Source organism: Methylomonas sp. DH-1, from assembly GCF_046097555.1.
Classification (GTDB): Bacteria; Pseudomonadota; Gammaproteobacteria; order Methylococcales; family Methylomonadaceae; genus Methylomonas; species Methylomonas koyamae.
Genome location: NZ_CP143089.1, coordinates 2129086 through 2145265, shown reverse-complemented (window position 1 = coordinate 2145265; position 16180 = coordinate 2129086). Strand labels below are relative to the sequence as shown.

The following is a 16180-nucleotide window of genomic DNA, read 5'->3' as shown; positions in this document are numbered from 1 at the left end:
TTAACACGCGTACGTAGGGCCCGCGGTATCGATAAGCTGGATCCATAACTTCGTATAATGTATGCTATACGAAGTTATGCGGCCGCCATATGCATCCATGGTACTTAGAACTGCGATTCTTCAGTGGAGCCGGTCAGCGCTGTAACCGACGACGTGCCGCCCTGAATAATAGTCGTCACTTTATCGAAGTAACCTGTACCCACTTCCTGCTGGTGAGATACGAAGGTATAGCCATCTTTCGCGGCGGCAAATTCCGGCTGCTGCACTTTCTCAACGTAGTGCTTCATACCCTCGCCCTGGGCATAGGCGTTTGCCAGGTCAAACATGTTGAACCACATGCTGTGGATACCTGCCAGGGTGATGAACTGGAACTTGTAGCCCATATCCGACAGCTGCTGCTGGAAGCTGGCAATAGTTTTGTCGTCGAGGTTTTTCTGCCAGTTGAATGACGGCGAGCAGTTATAAGCCAGCAGTTTGCCCGGATATTTCGCGTGGATAGCTTGTGCAAAGCGACGCGCCAGTTCCAGATCCGGCGTGGAGGTTTCACACCAGACCAGGTCAGCATATGGCGCATACGCCAGGCCACGGCTGATCGCTTGCTCAATGCCCGCATGAGTACGGAAGAAGCCTTCACTGGTACGCTCGCCGGTAATAAATTCGCTGTCATACGGGTCGCAATCGGAGGTGATCAGATCCGCCGCATCAGCATCGGTACGGGCAACCAGCAGGGTTGGAACGCCCGTCACGTCAGCTGCCAGACGCGCCGCGACCAGTTTCTGAATAGCTTCCTGAGTTGGCACTAAAACTTTGCCGCCCATGTGACCGCATTTCTTCACTGACGCCAGCTGATCTTCGAAGTGAACTGCCGCTGCACCGGCTTCAATCATCGCTTTCATCAGTTCAAAGGCATTCAGGACACCGCCAAAACCGGCTTCCGCATCGGCAACGATCGGCAGGAAGTAATCGACATAGCGCGGATCGCCCGGCTCAATGCCCGCGGACCATTGGATCTGATCGGCACGACGGAAGGTGTTGTTGATCCGCTCCACCACAGCTGGCACCGAGTTTGCCGGATAGAGCGACTGATCCGGATACATGCTGGCCGCCAGGTTAGCGTCCGCCGCTACCTGCCATCCCGACAGATAGACTGCTTCAATACCCGCTTTCGCCTGTTGCAGCGCCTGACCGCCAGTCAGTGCGCCGAGGCTGTTGATGTAGCCTTTTTTCGACTCACCGTGCAGCAGACGCCACATTTTCGCTGCGCCCAGTTGCGCCAGCGTGCATTCAGGATTGACTGAACCGCGTAATTTCACCACATCTTCCGCACTGTATGGGCGAGTAATGCCTTCCCAACGCGGTTGAGTCCACTCTTTCTGTAATTCTTCAATTTGTTGTGTACGGGTTTTCATTATGACTGATCCTTCTATCAAGCTTATCGATTACCGTCGACCTCGAGGGGGGGCCCGGTACTTACGCTACAGGCGGTAGCCTGGCAGGGTCAGGAAATCAATTAACTCATCGGAAGTGGTGATCTGTTCCATCAAGCGTGCGGCATCGTCAAAACGCCCCTGGGAGAAACGTTCTTCGCCCAGTTCGCTGGCAATGACTTTCATCTCTTCGCCCAGCATCTGGCGGAACAAGGCTTTGGTCACCGGTTTGCCATTGCTCAACGTTTTTTGATGATGGATCCACTGCCAGATCGAGGTACGGGAAATTTCAGCCGTCGCCGCATCTTCCATCAGGCCATAAATCGGCACACAGCCGTTGCCAGAGATCCACGCTTCGATGTACTGCACAGCCACGCGAATGTTGGCGCGCATACCTTCTTCGGTGCGTTCACCATCACAAGGTGCCAGCAGCTGATCGGCAGTAATCGGCGCGTCTTGTTCGCGCATCACTTCAAGCTGATTTTTACGGGAGCCGAGAATGTCGTTGAATACCGCCATTGCCGTGTCCGCAAGGCCTGGGTGAGCGATCCATGTGCCATCGTGACCGTTATTGGCTTCCAGCGATTTATCCGCTTTTACTTTGTTGAGCACCTGGTTATTGTGCTCTTCATCTTTGCTCGGAATAAACGCCGCCATGCCGCCCATCGCAAAAGCACCGCGTTTATGGCAGGTTTTAATCAACAGGCGTGAGTAAGCATTCAGGAATGGTTTATCCATCGTCACTGCCTGTCTGTCTGGCAGGACGCGATCGGGATAGTTTTTCAACGTTTTGATATAGCTGAAGATGTAATCCCAACGACCGCAGTTCAGACCAACAATATGGTCACGCAGCGCGTGAAGGATTTCATCCATCTGGAACACGGCGGGCAGCGTTTCAATCAGCAACGTCGCCTTGATGGTGCCGCGCGGCAGATTAAAGCGATCTTCTGCATAGCTGAAGACTTCGCTCCACCAGGCCGCTTCCTGCCAGGACTGGGTTTTCGGCAGATAGAAATAGGGACCACTGCCCTTTGCCAACAGTGCCTGATAGTTGTGGAAGAAATAGAGCGCAAAATCAAACAGGCTGCCGGGGATTGCCTCACCACGCCAGGTGACATGTTTTTCCGGCAAGTGCAGACCGCGTACCCGACAAATCAAAACCGCTGGATTGGGCTTGAGCTGGTAAATTTTGCCTGCTTCATTAGTGTAACTGATGGTGCCGTTAACAGGTTGGTGAAAAACCATATTCTGGCCACTAATTTAGCTATAAGAAGCCTTTATTTAGTGCTGAATCAATCTTGTAGTACTAAATATAGGTCTGATTGGTTGCAAAAAAGAGTTTTTCACCAACCTGTTAACCGCATCACGCAGGTTAATTTGCCCGTCGATCACTTTGTTCCAGTCTGGTGCCAGTGAATCTTCGAAATCGGCCATAAAGACTTTCACATTGGCGTTGAGCGCGTTGATCACCATCTTGCGCTCTACCGGGCCAGTTATCTCTACGCGGCGGTCTTCTAAGTCCGCAGGAATCCCGCGAATTTTCCAATCAGCATCGCGAATGGAAGCTGTTTCCGAAATAAAATCAGGCAACGTTCCGTTATCAATATCTTGCTGCTGCTGAATGCGCGCTGCCAGAAGTTTATTGCGTTGTGGCGTAAAATGCGTCACCAGCTCAGTCAGAAATTCTACCGCTTCGGCAGTAAGAATTTGCTTCTCCTGCTCGCCATACGGCCTTGTGAAAGCCAGTTCATCGGTTGTTGTTGCCTGTTCAGTCATATTATTCCTCCTGTACCCAGCTTTTGTTCCCTTTAGTGAGGGTTAATTGCGCGCTTGGCGTAATCATGGTCATGAATCCTCCTAAGTTGTTTATTAGAGTGCATGGCCCGGCAAATCGGTTGGTTAGGGGAGCCTTCCGTTAAAAGCGGATACGCACCCGGCGTATCCGGGCAAAATCAATAGCAAGATGCGCATTGATTTTGGCGTTTATCCGTTAACGCGAGATGCCGCAATCCGGCAATCTCCTGACTTTTTCAGATCAGCAGTCTCGATCAATTCGCACACATCATTGACTTAGACCTACCGGGCCATGCTGGCGGGAAATGGTAAAGAAACCGCCCGGCCCGGCGTTACGGAATAATCCATGAAAAACACGGGAAAATCGCGGAAAAACGCCTGGAATCTTTCCCAGAACGCGGCAGCGCCGCAAACGGCATATTCGGGAAAAGCTCCCATGGTTTCAGGGGCGAAAACGCGGCATTATGAAAAGCAGGTCCGCCCCATCGGGTTACCGGACCAGCTTTTACACAATCCGCGAAAGAGGAAGTATTGCCTGTACCAATTGTACAGCTGACGGTAAACCTGCAAATGGGGGGAAAGCGGTCGATTAGCGGACATAAATGACCCTATCTTGAGTTTGAAATGATTACGGCGTCAAAAATCGACGCAGCGTCCCTTGCGCTCCCAATCGCCGAAGCGAGTGGGTTCAGGCCCTTTCGGGCCGTTGAACTCTTCTGGTTTCACCGGAGATTGCCCGGCAGGCTGAGCCGGTAACGTATCCGCCTCCTCGGCGGCGACCCGATCGGTTTTATCGTGCATTTTCTTCATATCGGTTTGATCAACGGCTGGCGTTCGCCAATCGCAACGAAATCGCGGCGCGGCGGGCCGACGTACAATTGCCGCGGCCGGCTGATCGGCGTTACGGCTTCCTCCATCATTTCCAGCCAATGCGCAACCCAACCCGCAGTACGGGCGATGGCGAACATGACGGTAAACATATCCACCGGGATATGCAGCGCTTTGTAGATGATGCCGGAATAAAAATCGACGTTGGGGTAGAGTTTTTTCTCGATGAAATACTCATCCTTCAGCGCATAGTCTTCCAAAGCCAACGCTAATTCGAACAGCGGGTCGTTGGTCTGGGTGCGGTTGAGCACTTCGTAGCAGGTTTTGCGGATGATGGTAGCCCGCGGATCGAAGTTTTTATAAACCCGATGCCCAAAGCCCATCAAGCGGAACGGGTCGTTATGGTCCTTAGCTTTAGCGATGTATTTCGGCACGTTCTCGACACTACCGATTTGCGCCAACATGTTCAATACCGCTTCGTTGGCACCACCATGAGCCGGCCCCCACAGCGCCGCGATACCGGCCGCAACGCAGGCATAAGGATTGGCGCCGGTACTGCCGGCCATTCTTACCGTCGAAGTGCTGGCGTTTTGCTCGTGGTCGGCGTGCAGAATGAACAGTAAGTTCAAAGCCTTAACCAGATTGGGGTCGATATAGTGGTTTTGGTCGATGTAGTTTTGCGAAGAGCGCGAAAACATCATGTTCAGAAAGTTTTCGCAGTAGCTTAAATCCATCCGCGGGTAGACAAAGGGCCGACCGACCGAATGCCGGTAAGAGGCAGCCGCGATGGTTGGCATCTTACCAAGCAGCCTTGCCGCGCAAATCCGCCGGCTATCGGGATCTTTGATGTTCAAATCGCTGTGGTAAAACGCCGACAAAGAACCGACCACCCCGACCAACATCGCCATCGGATGGGCGTCGTAATGAAAACCGTCGAAGAACTTACGCAACGATTCGTGGATAGTAGCCCGGTCGCTGATTTCCTCGTTAAAGTCGCGTAGCTGAGTCTGGTCCGGCAACTCGCCGTTCATCAGCAAGTAGGCCACTTCGGTAAATTCGCAGTTCTCGGCCAACTGTTCGATCGGATAACCACGGTACAACAAGATACCCTTGTCGCCGTCGATATAGGTGATTTTGCTTTTACAACTAGCGGTAGCGATAAAGCCAGGATCGTAAGTAAAACAGCCCAAATCCTTGTTCAAGGAGCGTATGTCCGCGGTATCTGCACCCAAAGACCCCTTCAACAACGGATATTCCACTTCTTTCCCGGTGGCGTTGTGCCGCACCGTTAAAGTCTCGTTTGACATGGTTTCCTCAGTATTCTGATAGCAGAAGCTTAGCAGCCAAATCCGATTATCACACAGGCCACGGCTAAGGCCAAACCGTTATCGGTCGGATTAGTTTGGGGATAAACGTTAGCTGGGTATCTTTTTAGCACTGCCCGCCAGCTCCAAAGCCCGGGACTCGGCAATCAAACGCCGTCGGGCAGTTTCGATGCCATCAGTTCCCGCCGGTCCAATTTGACGCCGTCGGCGATGAAGCTGCCGTCGCCGACGGCATGCAGGGTACGGCGTTCTTCGCGTTCATCGTCCAGGTAAGCGGCCAGCCCTTGCAGCACGACGATGTTGTGGCGTTCTACGATGTCGACTACCTGGCACTCGATGTTTGCCAGGCATTCCCGGATCAGCGGCGCCGCGACCTGTTTGCCGCGCATTGCCGTCAAACCGAATGTTGCGAATTTGTCGGTATCGGCGCCGGAACAAGTGCCTATGCCAACCACTTGGTCGATCAAATCCAATGCCGGGATCGCAATGACGCACTCGTTGGATTCGCTCAGCGCTTGGTAGGAGTGGTTCCACGGTCCGGTAGTGATGGCAAATCTGGGCGTGAAATCCATCACCATGGTCCAAGATATAGTCATGACGTTGTCTCGTTGGCCGTCGTTGGTCGTCACCAACACCACCGGGCCGGGTTCGATCAATGTGAACGCTTGGTTCAGCGGCATTGGCTTCATCTTAGTAAGCTCCGAAAGTTAAACACCGATGGCGCCGCTGCGCCGCAAAATCGTCGGCTGATCTGCGATGGTTAAAGCCCGTTTTGGCAAAAATGGCGCTAACCAAGCGGCTAACGCAACACCACCAAGTAACGGGTCAATTCCACGATCCGTAAGCCAGGCACGGCGGAACCGAGGCCGGCGACGGCTTGATCGAGGGCATCGAGCCGAAACAGGCCGCTGATCCGCTTGTCCGCCCAAGCCGAGTTTAGCAGCAATACCTTGCCGGGCCGGTAACTGTTGATACGCTCGACGGCCTCGGCTAATGGCACGCCGTCGAATTGCAGATAGCCGTCGCGCCATACCGCCATGTTTTCGGCACGGCCGGGCGCGACCGATATCCGGCCGGCGGCGATTGCTGCGGTTTGCCCGGCGGCCAACGGGTTGACCAGACCGCCGGCACGAATTTCGACCAGGCCTTCGACCAGTTCGACCTGGGTCTGCGCATCGGAGCGGCGCACGCCGAAAGCGGTACCGACGGCACGCACTTCGCCGGCATCGGTAGCCGCCAAAAACGGCCGCTGCTCATCTTTGGCCACGTCGAAGAAGGCTTCGCCGCGCAACAACTCGACCCGGCGCTGGAGCTTATCGAAACGAATCGCCAACGCGCTGTCGGCGTTCAAAATGGCGCGGGAACCGTCGGCCAGCACGACCCGGCGCTGCTCGCCCTTACCGGTCACATAGTCTGCCTGCCATAACAGCGGCGGATAAAACGTAACCACGGTCAAAGCCAACAGCGCGCACGCCGCCAGCCCCAGCGCGAACCGTTGCCGGCGGTGGCGGTTTGGCGAACGTTGCATCGGCCGAAGGCTAACCCCTGCCTCGGCGGCGGCCTGCCGGCCGCGCTCCTGCGACAGGGGTTCGGCGCCGGGAATCTGCCGGCCGCGCAATGGCTCCAGCCCTTGCCAGACCGCCTGCGCCCGTTGCCAGGCCCGTTCGTGGGCCGGCGCGGCGGCGCGCCAATTGGCCAGGCCTTGGCTGTCGGCGGCGGAAACCTCGCCGGACTGCATTTTCGCCAGCCAAGCGCAGGCCTGCTCCAACATACGCAGGTCGTCGTCCGGCATCGGTGCGGTGGTCATGGCGGTTACCTGAGTCAACGGTGAAGGCGGTATATCATAGACCAGGCGGTTAACCCGAACCAGATTGCGGCTAGGGTTGGCCCAGCGTTTGGGCGCAGTGCAGCAATGCACGTTTGATGTTGTCTTCCACGGTACGCACCGAGATGCCGAGTTGCTCGGCTATTTCCCGCTGTTTCAGGCCTTCGAAACGGTTCAGATAAAAAATGCGTTGGCACAGCGGCGATAATTGGGCCAGGCTGCCGATCAGGCTGTCCAGCGCTTGCTCGCCCAAGGCCACGGTTTCGGCGCAACGCAGATCGGGCGCATCGGGCAAGGTCGGTTCCGCCCAGTCGGCGATAGCGGCGTTACGCACGTTCTGGCTGCGGTAATGGTCGAACAGCAAATTCTGCGCGGTGCGGAACAGATAGGCCTTCAAATTGCCGACCTGGCTCAGGTCGCCGCTGCGGCACAAGCGGACGAAGGCTTCCTGGCTCAGATCGGCCGCGGTTTCCCGGCAACGCAGCCGGGCAAAAAGCGCGGCTTCCAGCTCGCCACGGCAATCGAGATAGAGCTCTCGCAGGGATTGGCTGGTGGGAAATGGCATGGGCTGCTGGTCGGGCGGTTCCGGGTGTGGGATGTCGTCGGACTTATCCGGCAGCAAAATTGACGCCGCCGGCCGAAAACCGCTTGTAATCAGCCAGCTAAGTCCGCTGCCGCTCTTGCCGGTCGCAGCGAAATCGAATGAGCTATGTTAAATCGCGCAAAAAAAGGCGCGATATCCCGCAAGCGGCGGGCCGCTTCAGCCGGCCGCGGCGTGCTTGGTCGCCGCTTCCGCCAATAACTCGTCGATGAAATAGCGGCAATAATTCGGCACGTAGAGCTGTTTCAGATAGGCAATCTTGGTGGTGGAACTGGGTATCAGGCTGGCCAGGTCTCTGGCGATCAAGTCGCTGTCCTGACCCGGTTCGTAGGACGTGCCGGCGATGATACCGACGCCCATGCCCAGCCGGACGTAGGTCTTGATCACGTCGGAATCGGCCGCAGCCAACGTGATATCGAGCGGCAAATGCGCATTCTGGAAAGCTTTTTCGATGGCGCTGCGCCCGGTAAAGCCCGGCGAATACGTCAATATCGGTTCGGCGGACAAACGCTGCAAGCTAATGTCGCCATCGGCCAGCCGGTGTCCGGCCGGCATGATCGCGACGTGGTGCCATTCGTAACACGGCTTGACCACCAATTTGTCGTCGTCGGCCAATTTTTCGGTGCAGATGGCGATATCGGCCTGGTGCCGGTGCAGCAGATTGACCAGATTATCCGGCGAGGACTGCACCATATAAATTTTGATGCCGGGGTATTTGCGCCGGAATCTGGCGATCGGCCCCGGCAACAAGTATTTGGCCTGGGTATGCGTGGTGGCGATACGGAAGGTGCCGTGGCTGTTGTCGAGAAAATCGTCGGCAATCAATTGAATATTCTTTTTCGCCTGGTTGATCAAGTCGACCTCTTCCATGATTTTTTCGCCGAGCGGCGTCAGGCCGGTCAGTTTCTTGCCCTGGCGGATAAACAACGGCGAGCCCAATTCGGCTTCGAACAACTGCAGTTGCCGGCTCACCGCCGACTGAACCACGTGCATTTTTTCCGCGGCCTTGCTCAGGTTGTAATCGGTTTCCTGCAGGTTACGCAGGAGTTCGAGCTGGTTTAAATTCATCCGCACCTCAAAAAATCGCCGCCGCCCTGGCATGTTTTCAGGACTAACCTATACTGTTAGTCGACGGCATTTAGTAATCTAATCCGAAGATATAAACATCTAATTATATCGTTTTATTGTAGAGGTTTAGCTTGCTAGCATAACAACCGGCTAGTCCAACGGCAGCGGTTGTTATCTGTGGCTAACCTCCTCCTAGCTACAGGGAAGTTGTTTATGGCGGGTTTCGCGACCCGCCATTTTTTTTTGCACAGCGCCCGCCGTGCCTCCCATTCCGCCCAAGCCGACCTCAAGCGCTGCGCTTATCCCGCAATTCTTGCAAGATTTGCTGCAACACGTCGGCCAGTTCGGTTGCCGATGCGGTCGCGGCGGCATTGCCGTCCCTGGCCGCCGCTTCGGTTTGCTGCGCCAGTTGCAGTAAGCCCTGCGCCTGAAAAATGCCGGCAAAGGCCTTCAGGTTGTGGGCGACAAACTTGATCGCCGCCAGATCGCCCTGCTCCGCCGCCAGCCTTAGTTTTTCCAGATTTTGTTGTTGGCTGCCATCGAGCGCATTGTCGATGATCTTGTCGACAAAGGCCTGGCGACCGTCGAAACGCTCCAGCATCGCTTGCCAATCGATCAACGTCGAACTCGGCGGTGCATCGGGTTTCGGGACGGTGGCTGCCGGTAATGGCGCCGACGCCGGGGCTGCTGCGGGCAACGGCACCCGGTACGGTAGCGCCTTCAGTATGGCTTTGACCAGCGCGTTTTCGTCGACCGGCTTGGTCACCCTATCCTTCATGCCGGCCTCCAGGCAGCGTTTGCGCTCGTCTTCCATGGCATGGGCGGTCAGTCCGATGACCGGCAAATCCGGCGCGATTTCCGCGAGCCGGCGTGCGGCCTGGTAACCGTCCATGACCGGCATTTGAATATCCATCAACACCAGATCGAAGGCGGTAACGCCGTGTTGTTGCAGCAAGTCCAGCACCTGCTGGCCGTTCTCGGCAAAAACCACCTCGGCGCCTTCGCTATCCAAAATGTCGGCCAACACCAGACGGTTCAATTCCACGTCCTCGGCGGCCAGAATCCGCAAACCGTGCAAGCGCAGGCCGCTCGCGGGCAACACTCCGCTCTCGCCGGTGCCGGGTTCGGCAGCCGGTAGCGGCAGCGTCAGCACAAAGGTACTGCCGGCACCGTAGCTACTCTGAACCTCGATGTCGCCGCCCATCAGCCGCGCCAGATTGCGGCTGATCGCCAAGCCCAGGCCGCTGCCGCCGAATTTGCGCGTGGTCGAGGTGTCTGCTTGTTCGAACGCGGTAAACAGGCGCGGCAACTGTTCCTCGGTCATGCCGATACCGCTATCCATCACGGCAAAACGCACGTCGCCGCCGCGGCGGCCGATCTTGACTGCCACGTAACCGCGCTCGGTGAATTTGACGGCATTGGACAATAAATTCAGCAGTATCTGCCGCAGGCGCAAGCCATCGCCGACCACCCACTCCGGCAATTCGCCGTCGAACTGCACCACCAGCGTCAATTGCTTTTCCCTCACCCGCAGATCCAGCAAGTCGCGGACTTCGCCGATCAAGTCGGCCAGTTTGAACGGATGCGGGTCCAACTGCATTTTGCCCGACTCGATTTTGGAAAAATCCAGAATATCGTTGACCACGTTCAACAAGTGCTGGCCGGCTTCGTAAATTTTTGCCACGTTGGAATTTTCGCTACCGGCATCGCGCAGATTGATCCTGGCCAAGCCGAGGATCGCGTTCAACGGCGTGCGGATTTCGTGGCTCATATTGGCCAGAAAATCGCTTTTGACCTGAGCCAAATGCTCGGCCTGCAGCCGCGCCTGCTCCTGGGCCGCCTGCGCTGCCTTCCGCTCGCTGATGTCGCGGATCACGCCGATAAAGGTACTGCCCTGGTCGTCGATCAGTTCGCTGACCGTCAACTCCAACGGAAAAGTACTGCCGTCGGTTCGGGCGCCTTCGAACTCGACGCAGCGGTTCAATATCGTGTAGGTACGATTGGCCATGTAATTGGCAAGATAAGCGTCGTGCCGGGACCGATGCGGTTCCGGCATCAGCAGGCTGACATTGCTGCCCAGCAACTCGTGTTCCTCGTAACCGAATATTTCGCAAACCGCATCGTTGACCAGCAGCACGGTACCGGTGCTGTCGATCAACACCACGCCGTCGGCCATGGTGCGCAGTATCGCCCGGTTGCGCGCCTCGCTCGCCACCAGTTCCAGCTTAGCCAGTTTGCGCTCGCTGATGTCGCGCACGGTGGCTTGCACCAGTTGCTCGTTGCCGATGGCAAGCCGGCTTAATTGCACTTCGGCGAAAAACAGCTCGCCACTGACCCGCTTGTGTTGCCATTCGAAGTGGTGCGCGCCGTCGCATAACGCCAGGCCAATGTAACGGGCGGCCAACTCGGCCGACGCCGTGCCGTTCGGTTGGTACTCCGGCGACAACGACACCGGCGTCAACATCAACAGGTGGGCCAGGTCCCGGCAACCGAACAGCTTGACCGCAGCCGGATTGGCGGAAAGGAAACCACGTTCCGGACTCAAGGTCATGATGGCGTCCAACGAAAACTCGAACAACGCACGATAGCGTTGTTCGCTGTCGAGCATCGTTGCGGCGGATTGCTTCTCCAGCGAAATATCGCGGATAAACGCGTTGAATTCGGTGGTGTCGGCCAACTTGATCGGCGTGATTGCCAATTCCACCGGGAATTCTTCGCCGCTACGGCGCACGGCGGCGACTTCGATGCGGCGGTTCAACGCCCCACCCTCGCCGCCGGCCAGATAGTGTTGCAAGCCTTGCACGTGCTCCGCACGTAAGCGCTCGGGGATAATCGTTTCGTGCAGCGGACGGCCTAAAACCTGGTCGGCCTGCCAACCGAATATCGCCTCGGCCTGGCGGTTCCAGCCGCTGATTTCGCCGCGGCCGTTCATTTGCACGACGGCGTCCAGGGCGGTATTGACGATGCTGCGCAAGCGGATCTCATCCAGTTTGCGCCCGGCCAACAGCGCCGCGAAACCGTCGGCCATGCGGTTGAAATAGCCAGCCACATGGCCAATTTCGTCGCCGGAGTCCTGTGCCAGCCTTTGCTGCAAATCGCCCTCGGCAAAGGCCTTTGCCGCTTTGGCTAAGCCGGCGATGCTGGCACTGAGCGACAAATGGGCGCCAATCGAAAAATAGGCGATCAATACCAACAGAAAGCCGGGGATGCCGACGCTCACCGCCAACGTGGTCCGCATCTCGCCAATCCGGTTGCGGATCAAGCGCTCCGCTGCAGGCAAAAATCCGGTGTAAATCCGCTCGAAACCGCTATCTATCGCCAGCGTAGCCGCGGAAAAAAAATATTCGGGGCCGACGCTAAACCGCTCTTGCAACAAGTCGTCTACCACCTGGCCGGTCAGCAGGTCGGCCGCCTGGCGCATATGCGCCAAAGTCGCCGCCATCAGCGGATACTGCGCCGGGTTATAACGTAAAAAATCCGCTGCGGTATGTTCCAGCCTGGCGATGTCGTCTGCGATCCGGCTTTGCAGCACCGCCAGTTCCAGCTTCTGCGCGGCATCGATACGTTTGGCGGCCAGAATGCCGACGGCCATTCCGCGCAAGCGGCCGACGTTATCCAGGGCTTTGGGGAGTTGCTCCACGACCACCATGACCAAATGGTAGGAATCCAGACTCGACTCCGAGACCAAGCGGCTCTCGTCGCTGATAACCCCCTCCAGATCCAGCAGCCCTGACGTTAATCGGCCGTGCGCCTGATAGTTGCGTTGCCAGTCCAGATCGGGCTGTTGCCGCAACAACTGCGCCCACTCGGCTTGCAGGTTATGGACGATTGATTCGGGTAGCGAACCGCCAGGCATGCCGGCCGCCAGTTCGCCGATCGCGGCCGTCACCTGAGCAGCCACAATGTCGCGGCGCGGCCGTAACGCTTCCATGCCGCCGGTCAGTCCGGCCGACAGGCCGCGATGCTGCTGGACCAACTGGAACACCCGCGTCGCCCGGGCAATCTGACTCAAACCGGCCAGTTCCCGTTGCGAATTGGTCAGCGAGCGGTTCAGGTTTTGGTAGAGGTTAAAAAATACCGCCAGCACCGCCAACAGCGACAATATGCCGATCACGGCGAATTTTTTGCTGAAACTTAAGCGGTTCATCACCGCCACCGCCGGCAAAAACAAGGCTCTCATCGCCCGCTCCCAGACGCTCGCAGCCAAGCGGTCACGCCGTTCCGCCATCTTCGCCGCCGGCCAACAGCGCATTCTGCTTTTCCAGGATCTGGTGCAGGCGCAACGCCAACTGGTTGTCCTTGTCGAACAATTGGTCCAATTGCGTCGTCAACTCGTCCACGTAGCCGTGCAGTAAAAATTCCTGGCTGTCGGTCAAGCCCAAATGCACGAAGGCGTTTTCCATATTGCTGCGGTGCTGTTCGGACAGGTTGACCAATTGCACGTGGTTGGCCTGTTGGTTCTGCTCGATTTCGCTCAATAAGGCATTCAGTTCGCGGATGCTCTCCAGCCTGACCTTGGCCTGCAATTGCCGCTGCTGTTCGCTGACCATCGCTTCCATCCGGGCGCTGGCGCCTTCCACCAAAATCGCCAGATGGTCGCGCAACCGGCCTATCGCATCCGGGTCGTTGACATCCAGCCCGGTCACCAACAACGTGACATAGGGAAAATTCAAAACCAACCGGTCTCCGGCCTGGTAAATCCGGCCCAATTTCATCACGTAAGTCAGAATCGAGCGCTCCAACGGCGAACAAACCGGCTCCGGGCCGAAATCGTGTTCGCCGGAAGCGTCGGCCAATTTCACCAGACCGTTGGCGCCGTATTGCGGCAGAGTCTCGATGATCAAGCGGCCCAATTGCTCCGGGGTTCGGCATTGAAACGACGTCCGCAAAAAATGCAGAATCGCGCCGGTCTCGCCCAAGCTGGACATGGCGGTGAACGCCGTTTGCCGGGCGTAATCGAGCTGGCTGCGCAAATTGCGTTTTTGCTGTTCGGTCTCTATCGCCAATTCGACCTTGCGCAGCAACACTTCCTTTTTGGCGTTTTTCGGGATGAAATCGTTGCCGCCGGCATCGAACGCGGTCAACAGGATTTCCAGGTCGTCGTGCGCGGAGACGAACATGACTTGCACCTCGTCGTTGCCCTCGGCGCGAATCTGCCGGCAGACGTCGATACCGCTCAATCCCGGCATTTCGATGTCCAACAGAATCAGATTGGGTTGCAAATCCAATGCGGCCAGACAATCGGCACCGTTGGCAAACTCGTGTATCCGGTAATTGTGGCCCTGCAATTGATCGACTATGACCAGCCGCAACAAGGCATCGTCATCCACTACAAAAATACAGAATGGGTTTTCAGTCATGCGAATTCCTTTGGATAGCGAACAAGAGTCGGGCGTTTACCAACAAGCTTAGCGAATTTCGCCCAACTCACCAGACCGCCCCGGCATCGGGCCGGGTGCGGCGCGCGACTATAACCGCTCGGCGCCGGCACCGGCGGCCCGGAATCGAAAAATGTGATGGTGCCGGCCGGCTACGGCTCAATTTTGCCGCGGCCGCCGCAGACAGCAGCGAAACCGCAGGCTGCAGCAAACAGCTACAGATCGGCGCACAGGAACGGGCGCGGCGAACTCGGCCGGACCGGATACCGGCGATAAAGCGGCCGGCGCTCGCCAGTGCCGGGCTTTTCTGCTTCAATAACCGTTTTTCCTAATATGCTGAATTCATGGACTACCCATCTGCTCTGGCCGCGGTTATCGGCGGCATCCTGATCGGCGCCTCTGCGGCGCTACTGCTGTTTAGTTACAAACATACCGCCGGCATTTCCGGAATCGCCGCCGGCCTGTTGCCGCCCTGGCCGGCCGGCAACGCCTGGCGCGTCTGGTTCCTGGCCGGCCTGGTCGCCAGTGCGCCATTGGCGACACTGGCCGGCGCCGACCCGGTAATCCAATTGCAGGCTTCGCCGGCACTACTGGCTCTGGCCGGCTTGCTGGTCGGCTACGGTTCCCGCCTCGGCGGCGGCTGCACCAGCGGCCACGGCGTGTGCGGAATCGCCCGGCTGTCGCCGCGCTCTATCGTCGCCACGCTGACTTTCATGCTTAGCGCGGGGGTCACGGTTTATCTGATCCGCCATTGGCTTTGACCCAGAGGGCCATCGACATGAAACACGGATTGATTATCTTCGGCTACGGCCTGTTGTTCGGCATCGGCTTGCTGGTTGCCGGCATGAGTAATCCGGCCAAAGTCGTCGCCTTTCTGGACGTGGCCGGCGCCTGGGACCCGAGCCTGGCACTGGTCATGGCCAGCGCACTGGCGACCTTGGGCGGCGCCCGCTATTGGCTGCACCGCAATACCGACGCCGCCGACCGCGAACAAGACAGCGGCCCGGCACCGGCCAACATCGACGTCCGGCTGGTGGCCGGCGCGGCGATTTTCGGCGTCGGCTGGGGTATCTCCGGCTTTTGTCCGGGGCCGGCGCTGGTCGGCTTGAGCGCCGGCTTGGCCGGAAATTATGCCTTTGTCGGCGCGATGTTTGCCGGCTTCTACCTGTTCAAACGCCTGCACCGCAACCATTGACACCCAACCGGCCGGCTTGCGCGTTTAACGCCGGCCGGCACCGCTTTTTGTAGGCTTTGCCACAAAACCACGGACAACCTCAGGTCGTGCCTTAAAACCGCAGCCGCTGCGGCTATATGGCCTAGCCCGGCGGGCTTCGGGCCGAACACGGGGCATTTCGGCCTATCTTCGCTAGCCGCGAATTTCTGGAACCAATCTTGCTGATTGTTTAAGTAAACGCTTTTTCCGGGAGGGGAGCTTAACAGCCCGCTGTCGGCGGGAACGCGGTACGTTTTGACTGTTACAGCAAGCTCCAGGAGAAATAACGATGAGTATATTGATTGCTTCGATGACGCCGGACCGGGCATTGGCAGACAGTGCGATCAGCCAAGCCATCACCAAAATTGCGATTGCATTGGCAGGCTATCGGCAACTGCCGGTACAAAAACGTCTGCCGTTAATCGATCTGGTGTTTATGTTGCCCGGTAGTCAGGAACGCGTGCAGTTCACCGGCTTGCGTCTCCGCGGCTTCGACCCGGCGGCGCAAAGCCTGCAATTCGAAGCGGCGGTGCCGGACAAGATGGTAGCTTCGGCCCATGCCGAGCGTTATGTGATTGCAGTGATGCAGGACGCCATCGATGCCGGCGCCGAATTCTGCCGCGAACGCCAAATCTTGTTCGATAGCGCGGAACACCTGGCTTTGAGCGAGGCGCTGGTGGCAAAACCCCACTACGCCGTCAACTGAAACCCGCCCTCCGGC

At 57.5% G+C, this 16180-nt stretch carries 14 protein-coding genes; 3 read left to right on the top strand and 11 right to left on the bottom strand.

Annotation, left to right across the window (positions count from 1 at the left end):
* Positions 1-104: 104 nt before the first annotated feature.
* From aceA to VXJ35_RS10025, 11 genes are all read right to left on the bottom strand, one after another.
* Entirely contained in the window at positions 105-1412 is a 1308-nt protein-coding gene (gene aceA / locus VXJ35_RS10075; RefSeq protein WP_408953945.1) for an isocitrate lyase, read from the bottom strand.
* A gap of 63 nt (positions 1413-1475) precedes the next feature.
* Positions 1476-2672 carry a malate synthase A gene (aceB, locus tag VXJ35_RS10070; protein WP_408953935.1) on the bottom strand — a complete coding sequence of 399 codons (1197 nt, stop codon included), beginning with the start codon at positions 2670-2672 and terminating at the stop codon, positions 1476-1478.
* A 36-nt stretch (positions 2673-2708) separates the two neighbouring features.
* On the bottom strand, positions 2709-3203 hold the full coding sequence (locus VXJ35_RS10065) for a hypothetical protein (protein WP_408953934.1): 495 nt from the start codon (positions 3201-3203) through the stop codon (positions 2709-2711).
* 654 nt (positions 3204-3857) lie between these two features.
* Positions 3858-4031, bottom strand: coding sequence for a DUF1674 domain-containing protein (locus VXJ35_RS10060; RefSeq protein WP_197485044.1), 174 nt, complete (start codon positions 4029-4031; stop codon positions 3858-3860).
* Positions 4028-5356, bottom strand: a complete 1329-nt coding sequence (locus VXJ35_RS10055; RefSeq protein WP_064021436.1) for a citrate synthase — start codon at positions 5354-5356, stop codon at positions 4028-4030. The genes VXJ35_RS10060 and VXJ35_RS10055 overlap by 4 nt, the downstream gene beginning before the upstream one ends.
* A 164-nt stretch (positions 5357-5520) precedes the next feature.
* Positions 5521-6063: a flavin reductase family protein gene (locus VXJ35_RS10050; protein ID WP_054760789.1), complete on the bottom strand. Its 543-nt coding sequence runs from the start codon at positions 6061-6063 to the stop codon at positions 5521-5523.
* A 110-nt stretch (positions 6064-6173) separates the two neighbouring features.
* Entirely contained in the window at positions 6174-7181 is a 1008-nt protein-coding gene (locus VXJ35_RS10045) for a FecR family protein (protein ID WP_064021435.1), read from the bottom strand.
* Between the two features lie 70 nt (positions 7182-7251).
* Positions 7252-7764, bottom strand: coding sequence for an RNA polymerase sigma factor (locus tag VXJ35_RS10040; protein ID WP_064023458.1), 513 nt, complete (start codon positions 7762-7764; stop codon positions 7252-7254).
* A gap of 195 nt (positions 7765-7959) precedes the next feature.
* Positions 7960-8868 (bottom strand): LysR substrate-binding domain-containing protein, encoded by a 909-nt coding sequence (locus VXJ35_RS10035; RefSeq protein ID WP_064021434.1) that lies wholly within the window; start codon positions 8866-8868, stop codon positions 7960-7962.
* Between the two features lie 286 nt (positions 8869-9154).
* Positions 9155-13096 carry a PAS domain S-box protein gene (locus tag VXJ35_RS10030; RefSeq protein WP_064021433.1) on the bottom strand — a complete coding sequence of 1314 codons (3942 nt, stop codon included), beginning with the start codon at positions 13094-13096 and terminating at the stop codon, positions 9155-9157.
* Positions 13080-14228, bottom strand: coding sequence for a PleD family two-component system response regulator (locus VXJ35_RS10025; RefSeq protein ID WP_064021432.1), 1149 nt, complete (start codon positions 14226-14228; stop codon positions 13080-13082). The genes VXJ35_RS10030 and VXJ35_RS10025 overlap by 17 nt, the downstream gene beginning before the upstream one ends.
* Before the next feature lie 362 nt (positions 14229-14590).
* Between VXJ35_RS10025 and VXJ35_RS10020 the strand changes: the two genes are divergently transcribed.
* From VXJ35_RS10020 to VXJ35_RS10010, 3 genes are all read left to right on the top strand, one after another.
* Complete coding sequence (locus tag VXJ35_RS10020) at positions 14591-15007, top strand: YeeE/YedE family protein (protein ID WP_064021430.1); 417 nt, start codon at positions 14591-14593, stop codon at positions 15005-15007.
* A gap of 17 nt (positions 15008-15024) precedes the next feature.
* The gene (locus VXJ35_RS10015) at positions 15025-15441 is read left to right on the top strand and encodes a DUF6691 family protein (protein ID WP_064021429.1); all 417 of its coding nucleotides are present in this window, start codon (positions 15025-15027) and stop codon (positions 15439-15441) included.
* A gap of 307 nt (positions 15442-15748) precedes the next feature.
* Entirely contained in the window at positions 15749-16165 is a 417-nt protein-coding gene (locus tag VXJ35_RS10010) for a hypothetical protein (RefSeq protein WP_231914888.1), read from the top strand.
* Positions 16166-16180: the final 15 nt, after the last annotated feature.

What these genes read in the sequence shown, in the direction of transcription:
- aceB (WP_408953935.1), bottom strand. Translation starts at nt 2,672, where the DNA reads ATGGTTTTTCACCAACCTGTTAACGGCACCATCAGTTACACTAATGAA.
- VXJ35_RS10065 (WP_408953934.1), bottom strand. Translation starts at nt 3,203, where the DNA reads ATGACTGAACAGGCAACAACAACCGATGAACTGGCTTTCACAAGGCCG.
- VXJ35_RS10060 (WP_197485044.1), bottom strand. Translation starts at nt 4,031, where the DNA reads ATGAAGAAAATGCACGATAAAACCGATCGGGTCGCCGCCGAGGAGGCG.
- VXJ35_RS10055 (WP_064021436.1), bottom strand. Translation starts at nt 5,356, where the DNA reads ATGTCAAACGAGACTTTAACGGTGCGGCACAACGCCACCGGGAAAGAA.
- VXJ35_RS10050 (WP_054760789.1), bottom strand. Translation starts at nt 6,063, where the DNA reads ATGAAGCCAATGCCGCTGAACCAAGCGTTCACATTGATCGAACCCGGC.
- VXJ35_RS10045 (WP_064021435.1), bottom strand. Translation starts at nt 7,181, where the DNA reads ATGACCACCGCACCGATGCCGGACGACGACCTGCGTATGTTGGAGCAG.
- VXJ35_RS10040 (WP_064023458.1), bottom strand. Translation starts at nt 7,764, where the DNA reads ATGCCATTTCCCACCAGCCAATCCCTGCGAGAGCTCTATCTCGATTGC.
- VXJ35_RS10035 (WP_064021434.1), bottom strand. Translation starts at nt 8,868, where the DNA reads ATGAATTTAAACCAGCTCGAACTCCTGCGTAACCTGCAGGAAACCGAT.
- VXJ35_RS10030 (WP_064021433.1), bottom strand. Translation starts at nt 13,096, where the DNA reads ATGGCGGAACGGCGTGACCGCTTGGCTGCGAGCGTCTGGGAGCGGGCG.
- VXJ35_RS10025 (WP_064021432.1), bottom strand. Translation starts at nt 14,228, where the DNA reads ATGACTGAAAACCCATTCTGTATTTTTGTAGTGGATGACGATGCCTTG.
- VXJ35_RS10020 (WP_064021430.1), top strand. Translation starts at nt 14,591, where the DNA reads ATGGACTACCCATCTGCTCTGGCCGCGGTTATCGGCGGCATCCTGATC.
- VXJ35_RS10015 (WP_064021429.1), top strand. Translation starts at nt 15,025, where the DNA reads ATGAAACACGGATTGATTATCTTCGGCTACGGCCTGTTGTTCGGCATC.
- VXJ35_RS10010 (WP_231914888.1), top strand. Translation starts at nt 15,749, where the DNA reads ATGAGTATATTGATTGCTTCGATGACGCCGGACCGGGCATTGGCAGAC.